18 protein-coding genes are annotated in these 17,119 nt (G+C 70.8%); 12 read left to right on the top strand and 6 right to left on the bottom strand.

Translation table 11 applies throughout. The annotated features are described in order from the left end of the window. The 7 genes from VNE60_06020 to VNE60_05990 form a co-directional block, all read left to right on the top strand. Positions 1 to 1,092 (top strand): Ig-like domain-containing protein (locus VNE60_06020; protein ID HVB31068.1); only part of this gene is annotated, 1,092 nt, incomplete at its 5' end. A gap of 90 nt (positions 1,093 to 1,182) precedes the next feature. Next, positions 1,183 to 1,995 carry a prolipoprotein diacylglyceryl transferase gene (gene lgt / locus VNE60_06015; protein ID HVB31067.1) on the top strand — a complete coding sequence of 271 codons (813 nt, stop codon included), beginning with the start codon at positions 1,183 to 1,185 and terminating at the stop codon, positions 1,993 to 1,995. An 89-nt stretch (positions 1,996 to 2,084) separates the two neighbouring features. Continuing rightward, a complete protein-coding gene (locus VNE60_06010; GenBank protein HVB31066.1) occupies positions 2,085 to 2,837 on the top strand; it encodes an electron transfer flavoprotein subunit beta/FixA family protein in 753 nt (250 codons plus the stop codon). Beyond that, the gene (locus VNE60_06005; protein HVB31065.1) at positions 2,837 to 3,820 is read left to right on the top strand and encodes an electron transfer flavoprotein subunit alpha/FixB family protein; all 984 of its coding nucleotides are present in this window, start codon (positions 2,837 to 2,839) and stop codon (positions 3,818 to 3,820) included. The genes VNE60_06010 and VNE60_06005 overlap by 1 nt, the downstream gene beginning before the upstream one ends. A 91-nt stretch (positions 3,821 to 3,911) precedes the next feature. Beyond that, positions 3,912 to 5,942: a (Fe-S)-binding protein gene (locus VNE60_06000; GenBank protein HVB31064.1), complete on the top strand. Its 2,031-nt coding sequence runs from the start codon at positions 3,912 to 3,914 to the stop codon at positions 5,940 to 5,942. A 215-nt stretch (positions 5,943 to 6,157) separates the two neighbouring features. Further along, on the top strand, positions 6,158 to 6,541 hold the full coding sequence (locus tag VNE60_05995) for a prepilin-type N-terminal cleavage/methylation domain-containing protein (protein ID HVB31063.1): 384 nt from the start codon (positions 6,158 to 6,160) through the stop codon (positions 6,539 to 6,541). A 329-nt stretch (positions 6,542 to 6,870) separates the two neighbouring features. Continuing rightward, a complete protein-coding gene (locus VNE60_05990; protein ID HVB31062.1) occupies positions 6,871 to 7,254 on the top strand; it encodes a prepilin-type N-terminal cleavage/methylation domain-containing protein in 384 nt (127 codons plus the stop codon). Positions 7,255 to 7,339: 85 nt separating this feature from the next. Here VNE60_05990 and glp read toward each other — a convergent pair whose 3' ends face one another. The 6 genes from glp to gpmI are packed head-to-tail and all read right to left on the bottom strand — an operon-like array spanning position 7,340 to position 13,432. Beyond that, positions 7,340 to 8,590, bottom strand: a complete 1,251-nt coding sequence (gene glp / locus VNE60_05985) for a gephyrin-like molybdotransferase Glp (protein ID HVB31061.1) — start codon at positions 8,588 to 8,590, stop codon at positions 7,340 to 7,342. Positions 8,591 to 8,593: 3 nt separating this feature from the next. After that, the gene (gene dacB, locus VNE60_05980; GenBank protein ID HVB31060.1) at positions 8,594 to 10,090 is read right to left on the bottom strand and encodes a D-alanyl-D-alanine carboxypeptidase/D-alanyl-D-alanine-endopeptidase; all 1,497 of its coding nucleotides are present in this window, start codon (positions 10,088 to 10,090) and stop codon (positions 8,594 to 8,596) included. A gap of 13 nt (positions 10,091 to 10,103) precedes the next feature. Beyond that, positions 10,104 to 10,727, bottom strand: coding sequence for a molybdenum cofactor guanylyltransferase (locus tag VNE60_05975; protein HVB31059.1), 624 nt, complete (start codon positions 10,725 to 10,727; stop codon positions 10,104 to 10,106). Positions 10,728 to 10,739: 12 nt separating this feature from the next. Then, complete coding sequence (locus tag VNE60_05970) at positions 10,740 to 11,162, bottom strand: 6-carboxytetrahydropterin synthase (GenBank protein HVB31058.1); 423 nt, start codon at positions 11,160 to 11,162, stop codon at positions 10,740 to 10,742. Between the two features lie 9 nt (positions 11,163 to 11,171). Continuing rightward, positions 11,172 to 11,864 carry a hypothetical protein gene (locus VNE60_05965; GenBank protein ID HVB31057.1) on the bottom strand — a complete coding sequence of 231 codons (693 nt, stop codon included), beginning with the start codon at positions 11,862 to 11,864 and terminating at the stop codon, positions 11,172 to 11,174. Continuing rightward, on the bottom strand, positions 11,861 to 13,432 hold the full coding sequence (gene gpmI, locus VNE60_05960; protein HVB31056.1) for a 2,3-bisphosphoglycerate-independent phosphoglycerate mutase: 1,572 nt from the start codon (positions 13,430 to 13,432) through the stop codon (positions 11,861 to 11,863). Before gpmI ends, VNE60_05965 begins: the two co-directional genes overlap by 4 nt. Before the next feature lie 104 nt (positions 13,433 to 13,536). Here gpmI and VNE60_05955 point away from each other — a divergent pair, with 104 nt between their 5' ends. The 5 genes from VNE60_05955 to VNE60_05935 all read left to right on the top strand — a co-directional run. Then, positions 13,537 to 14,547: an SH3 domain-containing protein gene (locus VNE60_05955; protein HVB31055.1), complete on the top strand. Its 1,011-nt coding sequence runs from the start codon at positions 13,537 to 13,539 to the stop codon at positions 14,545 to 14,547. Between the two features lie 409 nt (positions 14,548 to 14,956). Then, positions 14,957 to 15,856 carry a D-Ala-D-Ala carboxypeptidase family metallohydrolase gene (locus VNE60_05950; GenBank protein HVB31054.1) on the top strand — a complete coding sequence of 300 codons (900 nt, stop codon included), beginning with the start codon at positions 14,957 to 14,959 and terminating at the stop codon, positions 15,854 to 15,856. 22 nt (positions 15,857 to 15,878) lie between these two features. Then, positions 15,879 to 16,325 carry a hypothetical protein gene (locus VNE60_05945; GenBank protein ID HVB31053.1) on the top strand — a complete coding sequence of 149 codons (447 nt, stop codon included), beginning with the start codon at positions 15,879 to 15,881 and terminating at the stop codon, positions 16,323 to 16,325. After that, the gene (locus VNE60_05940) at positions 16,322 to 16,720 is read left to right on the top strand and encodes a YkvA family protein (GenBank protein ID HVB31052.1); all 399 of its coding nucleotides are present in this window, start codon (positions 16,322 to 16,324) and stop codon (positions 16,718 to 16,720) included. The genes VNE60_05945 and VNE60_05940 overlap by 4 nt, the downstream gene beginning before the upstream one ends. 178 nt (positions 16,721 to 16,898) lie before the next feature. After that, the coding region (locus VNE60_05935) for an IMP dehydrogenase (protein HVB31051.1) at positions 16,899 to 17,119 on the top strand (221 nt) is incomplete at its 3' end.

Below are 17,119 nucleotides of genomic sequence, written 5' to 3'. Positions count from 1 at the left end.
TCGGCGTCGGCGCCCGGCCTGGCGGCCGCCGCCATCTCGGCCACCGCCACGGCAGTGCCCGCGACGATCGCGAAAGTGAGCGGCGACGCCCAGGCCGACAGCGTGGGCCGGACGCTTGCGCCATTCGTCGTCAAGGTGACCGACGCCTTTGGCAACGCGGCCCCCGGCGCCACCGTCGCGTGGAGCGTCATCGGCGGCACCGGCCAGCTCTCGACGGCAACGTCCACCACCGACGCGTCGGGCGACGCCAGCGCCACGTACACGCTGAGCGGCAGCACGCGCACCGACAGCGTGCAGGCGGCGCTGTCCGGGACCACCGCGAGCGTCGTGTTTTCGGCCAGCGCGTTCGCGCGCGGGGCGGGCAACCTCAAGGTCATCACGGGCGACGGGCAGTCGGGGGCGGTGGGGTCCACGCTGCACGTGGCGCTCCGGGTGCGGGCCACGGATGCTCTCGGCCAACCGGTTGCCGGCGCCGCGATCCAATTCGCCTCGTCGTCGGCGGGAGGATCGGTGAATCCGCTCACGGCGGTGACCAACCAGGGCGGTGAGGCCACCACGGCGATGACGCTGGGCACCACGCCCGGCCCCGAGACGTTCAGCGCAACGTCCGGCGCGCTCTCGGTATTCGTGACGGAGAACGCCGTGGCCGGTGTCGCCACCCAGTTGCTCAAGGTGTCGGGGGACGGCCAGGCCGACACCGCCTGTGCGGTGCTCAAAGTTCCCCTCGCGGTCCGCGCGGCCGACGTCTTCGGCAACGGCGCACCGGGCGCATCGGTGCGGTGGGCGCAGGCGGGCGGTCCGGGAAGCCACAACGTGTCCGTGCTCACCACCGATTCGACCGGCCTCTCGGCGGTCAACTATCAACTCCCCAACGGCGCCGGCGTGGACACGCTCACCGCCACGCTGCTTGTGGACCATGCGCAGGTCGTGACGTTCCTGGCCACGATCACAACCACGGTGAGCAACGCGTGCGCGGCGGCGCCCGACCTCGTGCCCACGGTGGCCGGCGACCGCGCGGCGGCCGGTTGGCTGGGGCTGAGCGCCACCGGGGGAGTGTTCGCCCTTCCGGCACGCGGGATGCGTCTGCCCTGACTGCAGCGCGAAGGCGCAAAGTGGGGGCGCGCGCCGGAGCGGTTGCCGATGCCCGCATGAACCAAGTTCCGCCGCCCGGGTACCCATGGAATGTCGATTCCTTACCCGCCCATCCACCCCATCCTGTTCCGGATCGGACCCTTTGCGGTGCGCTGGTACGGGATCATGTACGTGGTGGGCTACATCCTGGGCGCCAAGATCGCCGCCCGGCGTGCCGCCCGCGGCCTCGTCAAGCTGTCGGCGGCGGACCTCGACGCCTTCATCGGCTACATGATGATCGGCATGCTGCTCGGCGCGAGGCTCATGTATGCCGCGGTCTACGAGCCGGGCCACTACTTCGGGCATCCGTTCGCCTTCTTCGCCGTCTGGCAGGGCGGGCTGTCGTTCCACGGCGCCGTGATCGGCATGGTGGCCGCGACGGCGATCTTCGCGCGGCGTCGCGCCCTCGCGTTCCTCACGGTGACCGACACGTTGGCGCTGGCCGGCACGCCGGGCCTGTTCTTCGGACGCCTGGGCAACTTCTTCAACGCCGAACTGTACGGGCGGGCCACGAGTCTGCCGTGGGGGATGATCTTTCCCACCGATCCGCTGCACATCCCGCGCCATCCATCGGAGTTGTACGAGGCGGTCGGCGAGGGGCTCGTCCTTGCCGCGATCCTGTTCTGGATCGAGCGGCGCTCCCTCGCGCGCGGCTGGTACCGTCCCGGCGTGCTGTCCGCCGCGTTTCTCATCGGCTATGGCGTGATCCGCTTCTGCATCGAATTCACGCGGCAGCCGGACCCGCAACTCGGGTTCGTCCTCGGTCCGTTCAGCGCCGGACAGCTGCTGTGCGCGGGCATGGTCGTGGTGGGCGTCGCCTTCGCCGCCTATCTGCGCCGGCAGCCCGCCGTCGTCGCGGCATAGCGGCCGCGGGGGGCTCCGGCATCCCTGCTTGAACCCCCTTCGCCACCGGCTATCTTGTATGTGAATCTTTTCACATACGAGGACGGGCAGTGAAAATCGCCGTCTGCATCAAACGCGTCCCGGACATGGAGTCGCGTTTCAAGGTAGCCGCCAACGGCACCAGCATCGACGAGACCGGGCTCAAGTTCGACCTCAGCGACTTCGACGCGTACGCCGTGGAAGTGGCCCTCCAGATCAACGAGAAGGCGGGCTCGGGCGAGACCACCGTGATCTGCCTGGGACCGGACGTGGTCCAGGAGACCATCCGCAAGGCGCTGAGCATGGGCGCCGATCGCGGCGTGCAGCTCAAGGCCGACCGCGTGCCGGCCGATTCGCTGGCCATCGCGCGGGCACTGGCCGCCGAGCTGAAGGACGGCGGCTACGAGCTCATCCTGTTCGGCAAGCACTCGCTGGATGCGATGACCGGCGGCGGTGGCCCGATGACCGCCGAGCTGCTTGGTCTGCCCTGCCTCACCGCGGCGTCGAAGCTCGAGTTCGCGGGCGGCAAGGCGGTGGCGCGCCGCGAGCTGGAAGGGGCGGCCGAGCTGCTGGAATTTCCGCTCCCCGCGGTGGTGACGATCGACGAGGGCATCGCGCGGCCGCGGTATCCGTCGCTCAAGGGAATCATGGCGGCCAAGAAGAAGCCGCTCGACGTGAGGCCGGCGCAGCTGGGCGAGGTGCGGGTGACCGTCGAGAAGATGGAGTTGCCCGCGGAGCGTCCGGCGGGCCGCATCATCGGCACGGGCCCCGATGCCGTGCCCGAGCTGGTGCGTCTTCTCCAGACCGAAGCGAAGGTGCTCTGATGGCGAACGTTCTCGCGGTAGCGGAGACGCGCGGCGGCGAGCTGCGCAAGGTGGCCCTCGAAGTGGTGACGGCGGCGCGCGCGCTGGCCGACTCGGCGGGCGGCGAGGTGCACGTGCTGGTGTTCGGCCCGCCGGGCATGGCCGCCAAGGTGGAGCCGCTGGCGCAGCACGGCGCCGACACGGTGATCGTGTGCGAGCACGCCGCGTACGACAAGGCCGACGCGGAATCGATGGCGGCCACGATCGCGGCCCGCGCCGGCAGCGGGTACGCGGTGATCCTGCTCAGCGCATCTGCGCAGGGCAAGGATCTGGCGCCCCGTGTCGCGGCCAAGATCAACGCCCCGCTGCTGTCCGACGCGCTGACGGTGGCGCTGTCCGGGGCGGCGGTGGTGGTCACGCACCCCACGTACACCGCCAAGCTGGTGGCGACGTTGAAGGCCACCGGCACCCCCGTGGTGGTGAGCGTGCGTCCGAACGCCGTGACGCCGGTGGTGCGCGCGAAAGCGCTGCGGGCGGAGACGATCGCGCCGGCAACGGATCCGGCGGCGTCGCGCGTGAAGGTCACCGCGCTGGTGGTGGGCACGGGGGCCAAGCTCGATCTGGGCGACGCGCCGGTGGTGATCTCGGGCGGTCGCGGGCTCAAGGCGGCCGAGAACTTCAAGCTGGTGGAAGACCTGGCCGACGCGTTCGGGAACGCGGCCGTGGGCGCCACGCGCGCCGTGACCGACGACGGGTGGCGTCCGCACAGCGACCAGATCGGGCAGACCGGGCGGCTGGTGAGTCCCGATCTGTACGTGGCGGTGGGCATCTCGGGGGCCATCCAGCATCTGGCCGGCATGCGCACCTCGAAGACGATCGTGGCGATCAACAAGGACGCCGAAGCGCCGATCTTCAAGGTGGCCGACTACGGGATCGTGGGCGACGCGCTGGAGATCGTGCCGGTGCTCACGGCCGCGGTGCGCGAAGCCAGGAAATCGCACTGAATCGTGGGGGATTCATTCTTGTATCCGGAGCCCGCGGCGAACTAGCTTCCCCGCGGGCTCTCGTTTTCCACGTCCGCTCGGAGTGTGGTTCATGTCCGCGGAACGCATGATCTTCCTCTTGGTGCTGGTGCTCGCGGCGGGGTTCTTCTCGCTGAACGTGCAGCGCCTGGTGCAGTACCTGCGCATCGGCAAGGCGGACGGGCGGTTGGACCACCCCTGGCAGCGGGCGTGGAACGTGCTGCGGATCGGCATCGCGCAGGTCAAGATCCTCCGCGATCCGGTGGCCGGCCCCATGCACGCCGGCATCTTCTGGGGCTTCCTGGTGCTCACGGCAGGCACCGTCGAGCTGATCATCCAGGGGATCGTGCCCGGCTTCTCGTACGATCGCCTGCTGCCGCACCCGGTGTACCTGTTCTACTCGTTCTCGCAGGACGCCTTCGCGCTGCTCGTGCTGGCCGCCGTGGGCTTCGCGTTCTTCCGCCGGCTGGTGCTCCACCCGCGGCGGCTGGACGGCGACCACACGCACCACGGCGACGCGTACTTCATTCTCGGCATGATCGGGGCGCTCATGGTCACGCTGCTGGCCATGAATGCGTTCGCCGGCGTGGCCGATCCGGCGGCCCTGGGCCGCGAGAAGCTGGTGTCGCGGGCGCTGGCGCTGGTGTTCGCGGGGGTATCGCCGGCCACGGCGCACGCCGTGTCGCACGTGAACTGGTGGCTGCACGTGCTGCTGGTGCTGTTCTTCCTCAACTACCTGCCGTACTCCAAGCACCTGCACGTGGTGACGTCGCTGTTCAACGTGTTCTTCTCCAACACGAGCGGGCCGGGCCAGAAGGGCGTGATGCGGGCCATGGATCTCGAGGCCGACGTGGAGCAGTTCGGCGCCGCCGACGTGGCCCAGCTCACGTGGAAGAACCTGCTCGACGGGTACTCGTGCACCGAGTGCGGGCGGTGCACGTCGGTCTGCCCGGCGAACATCACCGGCAAGCTGCTCAGCCCGCGGAAGATCGTGATCAACACGCGGCAGCGGCTCATGGAATCGGTGGGTGGGCTGGGCGTGCTGCGCGACGACGGCGTGGCGGCCGGCGGGGCGGGGCAGCGGCAGCTCCTCGGCGACTACATCACCGACGAGGAACTCTGGGCGTGCACCAGTTGCCGGGCGTGCGTGCAGGAGTGTCCGGTGTCCATCGACCAACTGGACATCATCAACGAGATGCGGCGCTACCTCGTGCTGTCGGAGTCGCGCTTTCCCGAGGAGCTGCAGCCGGCGTTCGAGTCGATGGAGCGCAACGGGTCGCCGTGGGCGTTCAGCCCCGCCGACCGCGCGCAGTGGGCCGAGGGGATGCACATCCCGACGATGGCCGAGGCGTTCGCCCGCGGGCACCGGCCGCAGGTGCTGTTCTGGGTGGGATGCATGGGCTCGTTCGACGACCGCGCCAAGAAGACCACGGTCGCCTTCGCGCGCATCCTCCAGGCGTGCGGCATCGACTTCGCGATCCTGGGGCAGGAGGAGAGTTGCCACGGCGATCCGGCGCGGCGCATGGGCAACGAGTATCTGTATCAGATGCTGGCCAAGAATGCGATCGAGACACTCGACCGCTACGAGGTGCGGACGATCGTCACCAGCTGCCCCCACTGCTTCCATCAGATCGGCAACGAGTTCCCGCAGCTCGGCGGGATGTACGACGTGATCCATCATTCCACGTACATCGAGCGCCTGCTGGAGCAGCACCGGGTGCCGCTGGCCACCGACGACGGCAAGGCGCTCACCGTGGCCTATCACGATTCGTGTTACCTGGGCCGCTACAACGACGTGTACGATGCGCCGCGCGAGACGCTCCGGCGGGCGCTGCCGATCGCGAAGCTCGTGGAGCCCGAACGCACCCGCGACCGTGGCCTGTGCTGCGGCGCCGGCGGCGGTCGCATGTTCATGGAAGAGCGCACCGGCAAGCGGATCAACGCCGAGCGCACCGACGAGCTGCTGGCCACGGGCGCCGACACGATCGCCGTCGCCTGCCCGTTCTGCATGACGATGATGCACGACAGCGTGCGGTCGCGCGACTCCGACGTCCAGGTGGTCGACATCGCCGAGGTCGTGGCCGGAAGATTGACATCGTCTTAATGCCCGCCGTGGCGCGCCGCGGCGTCCCGCCCGCCCGCAAAACGCCGTGGCGTCTTGCACAACGCGGAACCGGTGTCTTTGTAGCGACTTTATACTTCTCATAAACCCGTGAACGGCGTGGTTGCGCCGCCCCGGCGCGCCGCGGCACGGGCCGTGCACGGTGGGAAGGCCGTAAGGGACGCACCCAGACTTCGGCCTCTCTCTCGGGAAGGAACATGTTGAGAAATCGCAAGGGCTTCACGCTCATCGAACTTCTGATCGTCGTCGTGATCATCGGCATCCTGGCCGCGATCGCGATCCCCAAGTTCGCGAACACCAAGGACAAGGCGTACATCACGGCCATGAAGTCCGACCTCCGCAACATGGTGACCGCGGAAGAGGCCTTCTTCTCCGATTCGTCCGCCTACACCACCGATCTGAGCTCGATGAACTTCCGCCAGTCGACGGGCGTGAACACGCCGGTGATCTCGACGGGCGCCGGCTACTGGTCGGCCACGGTCACGCACAGCCAGCTGGCTGGCCACACCTGCGCGATCGCGGTCAACACCACCAACCCGCTCGTCAGCACGGCGGGCGAGGGCGAGCCGGTCTGTAACTGAGTAGGCACGTGGGGGGACGCGACGGGGGGGCGGCGGTGCCGCTCCCCCGTCGTGCATCCGCCACCCAGGGTGATATTCACTAATTCTTAATGCGCCGGCGGCCCATGATCGGTCCCCTGCCGGCCCCGGCGGCCGGCTCCGCACTCCGGCATTTCGCGATGCGTCTTGCACATCACCAGTGGTCCGCCGTTTGTGACATCTTAATGAGACCCGTAACCCGTTGTACGGGCACATGGTGTGGTGCCGGACCGGCATGGCACCATCCGTGCCCAATGGGAGACCGTACACAAGACACGCCAGTGTCATCTCCTCCACCACGGGACGGAACCATGTTGAGAAATCGCAAAGGCTTCACGCTCATCGAACTGCTCATCGTCGTCGTGATCATCGGCATCCTGGCCGCGATCGCGATCCCGAAGTTCGCGAACACCAAGGACAAGGCGTACGTCACGGCCATGAAGTCGGACCTCCGCAACATGGTGACCGCGGAAGAGGCCTTCTTCTCGGATTCGTCCAAGTACTCCACCGACCTGAGCGCGATCAACTTCAAGCAGTCCACGGGCGTGAACACGCCGGTGATCGCGACGGGCGCCGGCTACTGGTCGGCCACGGTCACGCACAGCCAGCTGGCCGGCCACACCTGCGCGATCGCGGTCAACACCACCAACCCGCTCGTGAGCACGGCGGGCGAGGGCGAGCCGGTCTGTAACTGACCGACCGCGGTTGACGCGACGGAGCGGGCCGGGCGCACAGCGCCCGGCCCGCTTCGCATCTCCTCCATCGAAAGTCCGGGACGGACTAGAACTCCGGCGCCTCCGCGGCGAGCGCGTCGTCGCCGAGCAGGAGCGCGCGCGCCATCTCGCCGGCCGCCACGTCCTGGCGGTGCTCCGGCAGCACGAGCAGCGCGTTGGCCCGCGCCATGCTCGTGAGCAGCCCCGATCCCTGCGGTCCGGTGAGGCGAGCTTCGAGCACGCCGTCGGCCGCCGACGCAACCACCGCCCGCAGGAAGTGGGTGAGCGCGGCCCCCGTGGTCACGCGCTCGGCCACGCGCACCGGCACGGTGCCCGCGTACGGCCGCGTCATCCCCTGCATCCGTCGCAGCGCCGGCCGCACGAACAGTTCGCTGGTCACCATCGTGGACACCGGATTGCCCGGCAGCCCGATCCACGGCACGCCGCGCCAACTCCCGAACCCCAGCGGCGCGCCCGGGCGGATCTTCACGCGCCAGAAGTCGAGCGTGGCGCCGAGGTCGGCCAGCACGCGGCGGGTGTGATCGAACGCGCCCACCGAGATGCCGCCCGACGTGAGTAGCAGGTCGTGCGGCGGCGCGGCCAGGAGGCACGCGCGCAGGGCGTCGGGATCGTCGCGCACCAGGCCCAGCGGCACGGGGACGCCGCCGGCCCGGCGCACCATCGCCTCGAGCGTGTAGCTGTTGGAGGTGACGATCCGCTCGCCGCGCACCACCTCGTCGAATCGGTCCACGTCCACGAGCTCGTCGCCCGTGGCGAGAATCGCCACGCGCGGCCGCCGCGCCACCGGCAGCACGGCCCGCCCCACCGAGACGAGCACGCCGAGGTGCGCCGGTCCCAGACGCGTGCCGCGCGCCACCGCCAGCGCTCCCGCGGCCAGATCCTCGCCGCGGGGTCGCACGTTGCGTCCCGCATCGCGGTCGTCGAACAGGACCACGCGCTCCGTGCCCGCGTCGCTGTCCTCCACGCGCACCACGCCGTCGGCGCCCGCGGGCAGCGGGGCGCCAGTCATGATGCGATACGCCTCGCCGGCGCCGAGCGGCCGGCTCGCGCGGGCGCCGGCGGCGATCGTCCCCACCACGACCAGCGCCACCGGCGCCGCGCGCGACGCGCCGCGCACATCGGCGGCGCGCACCGCGTACCCGTCCATCGACGCGTTGTCCCACGGCGGAAGGTCGACCGGTGAAACCACGTCTTCGGCGAGCACGCGGTCGAGCGCCTCGCGCACGCCCACCGATTCGGCGGGCAGCGTCGCCATCGCCCCCACGATCGCCAGCGCCGCGTCGCGTACCGTGTGCACGGCTCAGCGCAGCCGGAGCGCGGCCACGCGGGCCGCGATCGAGTCTTCCACCGCGAGCACCAGTGCCGGCGGCGCCGTCCAGTTGTTGCAGAGCACGCTGAAGATCACGCGGCGGCCGTCGCGCGTGGTGGCATAGCCCGACAGCGACCGCGTGTTGGCCAGCGAGCCCGTCTTGGCGTGCACGTTGCCCTCGGCCGGCGTGCCCCGCATGCGCGCGCGGAGCGTGCCGTCCACCCCGGCGATCGGGAGCGCCGCGTAGAAGGCGTCGAACGCCGGCGAACGGCGCATCGCGTCGAGCACGTGGACCACCGTCTCGGGGCTGAGATAGTCGTAGCGCGCCATGCCGCTGCCGTCGCGCAGCACGAATCCGTCGGGCGCGGCGCCCCAGGCTTCGAGTTGCGCGGTCTCCACGCGGCGCGCGCTGTCGGCGCGCCCCACCCCCGTCTCGACCAGCGCCAGCGTGCGCAGCAGCATCTCGGCCATCTGGTTCTGCGACGGCTTGAGCATCGCCGGCAACACGTCGCGCAGCGGCGGCGACACGATGCGGACGAGCGAGTCCACCGCCCCCGTGGCATCCACGCGGCGGCCGTCCACGCCGATCCCGCGGTCCTGCAGGGCTTCGCGCAGCGCCGCCAGGTACGCGCCGTCGGGATCCGGGAAGGTGACGGCGAGCGAGGCCGTGTCGCGCGCGGCGATCGTGCCGCGCACCACGAAGACGCCCCGCGCCGTATCCCGCGCGACGCGCAGCGGCCGCGCGCGCAAGCCCGCGGTATCGGCGGCGTCCAACGTGCGCGCCGCCACGCGCACCGGCGGGTACGTGCGCGCGGGCGTCGTTGCCACGCTCGGCGCGACGCCGGGCCGATCGCCGCCGCGCACGTGGATCACGCCGAAGCCGTCGTTGAACAGCAGTTCGTCCACCGCCGCGCCGTCGGGATCGTCGAGATCGTCCCACGACCAGCCGAACCCGATCGTCGGCCCGGGAAACACGTCGGCCCCCAGCACCACGCCGCCGGTCACGCGGCGAATGCCCCGCGCGTAGAGGGAATCGGCGATGTCGCGCAGCGGGCGCATCGCGTCGCCGCGCATGCGGTTGCTCACCGTGGGATCGCCGCGGCCGAACACCAGCAGGTCGCCCTCCACCGTGCCGTCGCGCACCGGACCGCGCGCCGCCACGGTGGTCACCCAGCGATAGTCGAGTCCGAGCCGGGCGATGGCCACCGAACTCGTCACCAGCTTCATGTTGGACGCCGGGAGGAACAGCTTGCCCGCGTCGTGCGAGTAGATCGTGTCGCCGCGCTCGGGGTCCACCACCAACACGCCCAGATGCGCGTTCCGGAACGCGGGAAGATCGACCAGCGAGTCCACCGCGTGCCGGAACGCGGCCCGCCCCTCGCGGGCCGGCGCCGGCGCGCCGCCCGGGCGCGCGCAGCCCGCGCTCGCCGCGGCGACGACCGCGGCGCTCCATCGCCACCGAGCGAGAACCCGTCGCGTGGATCGCATCGTGCGGGAGAAGCTACTGCGATTCCGCGGCCAACGCCTGGGCGCGCGCCAGATCGTCGCCGGTGTTCACGCCGAAGAAGAGCCGCGCCGCCGGGCCGAATTCCGCCGTCTCGGCCGCGGTGAGCCGGGCCAGCCGCGGCAACGACCGCGCGAACCGCGCGCCACCCGTCTCGCCGGCGCGCAGCGCCCGCTCGAGCCACGGCAGGCACGACGGCGCGTAACAGGCGCAGAACGGTTCCATGCCCACCGGCGACGCGCTGTCCGGCACGCAGGCGTCGGCGGCGTCGGCCGCGCACCGCCGGGCCAGCGCGTCGAGCAGCGCCGGCGTCACGAAGGGCATGTCCCACGCCACCACCAGCACCGGTCGGCGGGTGTGCGCCAGCGCCGCGTGCACGCCGCTCAACCCGCCGCCGCCGGCCACGCGGTCGGCAATCCGCGGCACGCCGGGCAGCCAGCGGTCCGCGTCGGGATCGTTGGCCACGAGCAGCAGGTCGGCCGACACGGCGCGCAGCGCATCGGCCACCCGGTCGATGATGCGCGCGCCGCCCACCCGGGCCAGCCCCTTGGGGCTGCCGAACCGCGTGCTCTCCCCACCGGCGAGGATCACGCCCACCGGGACGGGAGCGGCAACGGGCATGGCCGGCGCGCGCTACTCGCCGCGGTACACGGCGCTCAGCGTGGTGTCTTCGGCCACGCGCACCTCGCACACGGCGGCCGCCGTGCCGATGCCGCGCTGCACCGCGTCGAAGATGTGCCGCGCCAGGTTCTCGCCCGTGGGCACGAGCGCGCCCTCGGCGAACTCGGGGATGTCGAGGTTGAGGTTCGCGTGGTCGAACCGCGCCCGCACGTCGCGCTCGAGCACCCGGTCGAGGTCGGCCAGGTCCATGATCATCCCCGTGCGGTGCTCGATCGGGCCGCGCACCGTCACGTCACAGGTGTACGTGTGGCCGTGGAAGTTGGGGCGCGCGCAGAGGCCGAACCGGCGTTCGTTCTCGGCGTCGCTCAGTTCGGGCAGGCGATACCGATGGGCGGCGGCGAAGGTGACGCGGCGGGTGAGGTAGGCGATCGCCATCGCACGCGATCAGTGCGAGAACAGGTACGAGATCCCGATCGTCAACGACGGATTGTTCCGCCAGAACGACTTGGACTGCTGCGTGGGCACCGTCGTGGTGCCGTCCTTGGCGGCCACGTAGTACGTCTGCGGATAGCCCATCGAGTAGAAGTGGTTGTTCAGATCGGCGCGCAGCGCCCAGCGCTTGGCGGGGATCCAGCGGACCGTCGCGCCCCACACGAATTCGAACCGCGTGCCGAACTGGAAATCGCCGATGTCGCTCTGCGTGTGGCGGTCGGAGATGATCCCCATGCCGAGATTGAGCAGCGGCATGACGTCGTGGAACGTGCGGTCGCCGGTGAGCGACAGCGCCATGGCGCCATCCACCGCGTAGAGCGGCCAGTAGGCCGTGCCCAGGGTGCGGACCGCCGCCGCGCGGGCGGGGTCCACCACCTGCCGCACCGAGCTGATGCGCGACAACGACGAGGTGAGGAAGAGCGGTCCCACGGCGTGCCAACCGTACAGGAAGCTGAACTCGGGCCCGCCCTGCGGCGCGACGCCCGCCGGGTCGGAGCCCGCGGAGAAGCGCCCCATCGAGAACGAGTACTCCATGGTGTTGTCCACGTCGCGGAACGGACTGCGCGAGGGCGCGTAGCCCACCTGCTGCGCGCGGGCCGTGGCGGCGGTGGCAACCAGCAAGAGGGCGGTGAACAGGCGCTTCACGAATTGACTCCCGTCTGTCGAAGGTCCTTCCCGGTCATCTCGGGCGGCGGTTCCAGCCCGAGCATCGTGAGAAGGGTAGGCCCAACATCGCACAACGCGCCACCCGAACGAAGGGGGGCGGCGCCGTGCACGGGGGCGCTCTGGCCGGCATCCACGGCCACCAGAGGTACCGGATTGGTGGTGTGGGCGGTGTGCGGCCCACCCGTCCCGGGGTCGATCATCTGCTCGCAGTTGCCGTGGTCGGCGGTGACGAGCAGCCGGGCGCCGGCCCGTTCGGCCGCCGCGACCAGGCGCGCCAGACACGCGTCCACCGTCTCCACGGCGATGATCGTGGCCGGGAGCGAGCCGGTGTGCCCCACCATGTCGCTGTTGGCGTAGTTGCAGAGAATGAAGTCGTGGTCGCGCCCCTCCACCGCGCCGCACAGCACGTCGGTCACGCCGCGTGCGCTCATCTCGGGCGCGAGGTCGTACGTGGCCACCTTCTGGCTGGGCACGAGCAACCGCTCCTCGCCGGGAAACGGCGTCTCGCGGCCCCCGTTGAAGAAGTAGGTCACGTGCGCGTACTTCTCGGTTTCCGCCGTGCGGAACTGCGTCATGCCGGCATCGGAAATCACCTCGCCCACGATGTTCACGAGCGAGCGCGGCGCGAACGCCATCGGGGCGGTGAAGGTCTGGTCGTATTGCGTCATCGTCACCAGATACACCGCGGGACGGTGGGCGATCGCAAACCCGTCGAACGAGGGCACGGTGAGGGTGCGCACGATCTGGCGCATGCGGTCGGCGCGGTAGTTGAAGCAGATCACGGCGTCGCCGTCGCGGATCGGCGCCACGGGCGCGCCGTCGCGGACGATCGTCGTCGGCGTGATGAACTCGTCGGTCTCGTCCCGCTCGTACGCGGCGCGGATCACCGCCAGCGGGTCGGCGGCGGCGGGACCGGTGCCCTCCACCGCGGCCCGGTACCACAGCTCGGTGCGCGGCCACCGCTGGTCGCGGTCCATGCCGAAGTAGCGCCCGCCGAGGCTCGCCACCTGGGCCCGAGCGCCGGCTCGCGCCAGCAACTGCTGCATGAAGCCCAGCGCCGAGCGGGGGAGCGTGTCGCGCCCGTCGAGCAGCGCGTGGATGGCCACCCGCGGCACCCCCTCGCGCTCGGCCAGATCGATGAGCGCGAACAGGTGTTGATCGAGCGCGTGCACGCCGCCGTCGCCGATGAGCCCCATGAGGTGGAGCGTGCCGTGGGGCGACGCCTTGGCCCGGCGGCAGGCGTCGAGCAGGAACTCGTTGCGAAAGAACGCGCCGTCCTTGATCGCCTGCGAGATGCGGACGATGTCCTGCATCACCACGCGGCCGGCGCCGAGGTTCAGATGCCCCACCTCGCTGTTGCCCATCTGCCCCTCGGGCAGGCCCACGGCCAGTCCCGACGCCTCGAGCAGGGTGCGCGGATAGCGCGCCACGAGCCGGTCCCAGGTGGGCGTGCGGGCCAGCGCGATCGCGTTCCCCTCGGTCTCGGCGCGATATCCCCAGCCGTCGAGCACCACAAGGACGACGGGGCGTTTGGTGTGTGCGGGCATCAATCTCCGATTGGGCGCTTGCCCCGCCGCGCAAGACCTTTCATACTCGAACACCAGGCGCGGCGGTCACGAAATGTACGCGCCGACATAGTCCCAACCAAGCGATGCGACTTCGTTCACTCCTGTTCCTGGTTCCGGCCCTCGTCGCGCCCGTCGTCCCGGCGCGCGCGCAGACGATCACCGCGCCGGCCGTGCTGTACTCCGAGCCCGGCGCCCACGAGCTGGCCACCCTGGCCCAGGGCACCACGCTCGCGCCCATCGCGTCGTCGGGCGCCTACGTGCGGGTCACCCTCCATGGGTACATCGCCACGTCGCTGCTCAGCGGCAAGCGCGACTCGTTTCCAGCCACCGTGGCCACGTCGGGGGCGCGGCTCCGAACCAGCGCGTCGGCTTCGGCCTCCGTCGTGGCGGAGGTGAATCAGGGCATGGGCCTGCACGTGGTCAAACGCGGCGGCAGTTGGACCGAGGTGGAGCGGGCCGGATGGATCCGGCGCTCGGCACTCCCCTCCGCGCCGCGCCGCGATCCCGCGGTGCAGAAGCCGGTGCAGAAATCGGCGCCCCCGGCCGCGCCGTCCGACACCCCGCCGCCGCCGGCCGCCGCCACCCCGGTGAGCGGCGACGCGGTGACTCCGGTGACGAGCGCCCCGCTCTCGGCCGCGCCGGGGCTCCCCGCCGTGGCCACCGTGGTGCACGGCGCCGTGCTCACGCCCGTGGCGCGCGATCGCGGCTGGGTGCGCGTCCAACTGGACGGGTGGATGCGCGAAGGTGACCTCACCGCCGCCGACAGTTCGCTGGCGCGGTTGAGCGCGGCCGATCTGCGCGCCAACCCCGACCAGTACGTTGGGCGGCTGCTGCGCTGGACCGTCACCGTGCTGGCCTTCCAGACCGCCGACCCGCTGCGCCACGACATGAGCCCCGACGAGCCGTACCTCCTGGCCCGCGGGCCCGGCGACGAGAACGCGATGCTGTACCTCACGCTCCCGCCGGCGCTGGTGGCCAAGGCCAAGGCCTATGCGCCGCTCACCACCGTGGTGGTAACGGCCAAGGTTCGCACGGGCCGCGCCGACCCTTCGGGGGTGCCGATTCTGGACGTCGTGTCGATCACCACGAAGTAACGGCGCGGCGCCCATTCCCGCGCCGGCGCACTCACTCGGCTCGCGGTGACTGACCATTCGGTCAGTAGTCGGTTGCTGGCAATAGTCTGCGGGGCGGACCCAGAGCCTCTCTGAGAGGCAAAATGCCGATCGCCGGCCAGGCGACGTACGCTGATCGATCGGTCAGCCAAATGTGGTCCGGCGGGTTTGGACCCCAGGCGAGAACCGCTGGTAATGACTGGCATGCGGGTGCCTGGCTTAGATTCAGGCACCACCCGCCACACCACCCAACAACCGGAGCGGCATGCCTTCGAGGCCCCCCCAGAGACCCCGATCCGATTCGCGTCGCGCCAAGCGGGCGCGCGTACGTACCCTGGGACTGCTCTTCGTTGGTGCTGCCAGCATCGTCGCGTTCAATTACCCCACTGCGGTGGCCGCCCTGGTGCTGCCGCGGCCGGCGGCGCCCGAGGCGGCCATCGCCACGCCGGAAGCGGCCGGCATCAGCCACTCCGTGGACCTGACGGTGGCGCTGCCCGGCGATCCGGTGCGCATGCCGATGGACATCGGCCCTGACTCCGCCGGCCTCCGGTACGAATGGGTGGCGGTGGGCGACACCGTGGTTCCGGTGTACTCGCTTCCCTTTGACAGTGCCCGGTTGTACGCCCCCGCCAAGCCGGGGTTCTACCATCTGGCGCTGGTGCGCGACACGGCGCAGACTGTGCTCGACACGCCGACGCTGGCCGTCATGGTGCCGTTCGACGAGGAGCGGGGAGGGGAGATCAACGGGTATCGCATCGGGACCTACCGCGGGGAGCGGCACGCGGGCGACGCGCATCCGGAAGGGTTCCTGGCCGTGGAGCCCCAGGACGTGGACCTGCCCGTGAGCGCGCACCTGCGGGTGTCCGACTTCATCACCCACGACGCGCAGCAGGACCGGTGGCCCAAATACGTGGCGCTGCGTCCGCGATTGCTCGACAAGATCGAGTTGGTGCTGGCGGAACTGCAGCGCGCGACGGGCCGTAGTACCCCCATCGCCCTCGACCTCGACGTCCACTCCGGCTTCCGGACGCCGCTGTACAATCGCACGGTGCCGCGCGCCGCCGACGACAGCCGTCATCAGTACGGCGACGCGGCCGACATCGCGCTCGACGCCAACGGGGACGGTCGCATCGACGCGCGCGACGTGCAGGCGATTGCCGAGGCCGTGGACCGGGTGGAAGCGATGCATCCGGAACTGACGGGTGGCCTCGGGCTCTACACCAGCCGGCGGTATCCCACGCCCTACGTACACATCGACACGCGCGGCGAGCGGAAGCGCTGGCGCGGCTAGTCACCTCCGGGACGGAGCCTTCATGAACGAACATCTGCGCGACCGCATCCTGCGGCGCCTCGACGCCCTCTCCGACGAGCGCGGATACCAGGTGCTCGACTTCGTCGAGTTCCTCGAATCGAAATTCGCCGAACGGCAGTCGCCCGGCGCCAACGTGTTCACGCGGCTCACCGAGTCGGTGGAGGACAAGCTGCGTGCCGGCCGCGTCTCGGCCTCGGTGATCGCCGAGACGATGGGCTTTCTCAATCGGGCGTCGGGCGTGCTGAACAGCGCCATGGCCGCCGGCAAGTCGGTGGCGTCGGACGTGGTGAACGTGGCCAAGCAGGCCACGGCGTCCGCGCCGGCCGCCCCGCGCCCCGCCGAGGGCGCGCCGCCCGCGCCGGCCGCGCCGGCCGCGCCGCCTGCGCCGCCTGCGCCGCCTGCGCCGCCTCCGGAGGCCGATGCGCCGCCGCCGGGTCCGGCGGCATGACTCGCGCCGCGCCGCGAACGGGGGCCCGCCGCGCGGTGCTGCGGTACATCGCGCAGCTGCCGCAGTACGTGCGGCTGCTCTGGGGCCTGCTCGGCGACCGCCGCGTGTCGCGGGTGGACAAGGCGTTCGTGCTCGGCGCGCTCGCGTACATCGTGTCGCCCATCGATCTGATTCCGGATTTCATTCCCTTCCTGGGGCAGGTGGACGACGTGTTCTTCCTGCTGCTCGCCCTCGAGCGGCTGCTCGACCGCGCGGGTCCCGAGGTGCTGCTCGACCACTGGCACGGGGATCCGGACGATCTGGACGGGTTGAACGTGGAGGCGGCGATCGCGGCGGCGGTGTTCTTCCTGCCCAAGGGCTGGCGGGGTGGGTTCAAGAAGCTGCGCCGGGCGTGAACGGCGCGGGTTCCGCCCCGCGCCCGCTCGCCGTTGCGCTGTTTTTGGCCCTCTTCTACCTTTCGCCATGCCGCCCACAACCCGACCCACCACTCGGCCCGCGACTCCGGATCGTTCGGAAGGCGGGCCTTCGCGTCTTGAGGAGCCACGGACCGGTGCGCAGCGCGTGCGCGAGGACGTGGCTCTCACGTTTGACGATGTGCTGCTGGTGCCGCAGCACTCGCTCACCCATCCCAAGGACGTCTCGCTCAAGTCCCGGTTCACCCGCGGCATCGAGCTGAACGTTCCGCTCGTGGCGGCGGCCATGGACACGGTCACCGAGAGCGACATGGCGATCGCGATGGCCCGCGCCGGCGGCATCGCGGTGCTCCACAAGAACATGTCCATCGACCGCCAGGC

This window comes from Gemmatimonadaceae bacterium (assembly GCA_035533755.1).
GTDB lineage: Bacteria > Gemmatimonadota > Gemmatimonadetes > Gemmatimonadales > Gemmatimonadaceae > JAGWRI01.
This window is presented reverse-complemented; position numbering and strand designations above follow the sequence as displayed.

Coding starts and splice junctions, on each gene's coding strand:
- lgt (HVB31067.1), top strand. CDS start 1,183: ATGTCGATTCCTTACCCGCCCATCCACCCCATCCTGTTCCGGATCGGA.
- VNE60_06005 (HVB31065.1), top strand. CDS start 2,837: ATGGCGAACGTTCTCGCGGTAGCGGAGACGCGCGGCGGCGAGCTGCGC.
- VNE60_06000 (HVB31064.1), top strand. CDS start 3,912: ATGTCCGCGGAACGCATGATCTTCCTCTTGGTGCTGGTGCTCGCGGCG.
- VNE60_05995 (HVB31063.1), top strand. CDS start 6,158: ATGTTGAGAAATCGCAAGGGCTTCACGCTCATCGAACTTCTGATCGTC.
- VNE60_05990 (HVB31062.1), top strand. CDS start 6,871: ATGTTGAGAAATCGCAAAGGCTTCACGCTCATCGAACTGCTCATCGTC.
- dacB (HVB31060.1), bottom strand. CDS start 10,090: ATGCGATCCACGCGACGGGTTCTCGCTCGGTGGCGATGGAGCGCCGCG.
- VNE60_05975 (HVB31059.1), bottom strand. CDS start 10,727: ATGCCCGTTGCCGCTCCCGTCCCGGTGGGCGTGATCCTCGCCGGTGGG.
- VNE60_05970 (HVB31058.1), bottom strand. CDS start 11,162: ATGGCGATCGCCTACCTCACCCGCCGCGTCACCTTCGCCGCCGCCCAT.
- gpmI (HVB31056.1), bottom strand. CDS start 13,432: ATGCCCGCACACACCAAACGCCCCGTCGTCCTTGTGGTGCTCGACGGC.
- VNE60_05955 (HVB31055.1), top strand. CDS start 13,537: ATGCGACTTCGTTCACTCCTGTTCCTGGTTCCGGCCCTCGTCGCGCCC.
- VNE60_05945 (HVB31053.1), top strand. CDS start 15,879: ATGAACGAACATCTGCGCGACCGCATCCTGCGGCGCCTCGACGCCCTC.
- VNE60_05940 (HVB31052.1), top strand. CDS start 16,322: ATGACTCGCGCCGCGCCGCGAACGGGGGCCCGCCGCGCGGTGCTGCGG.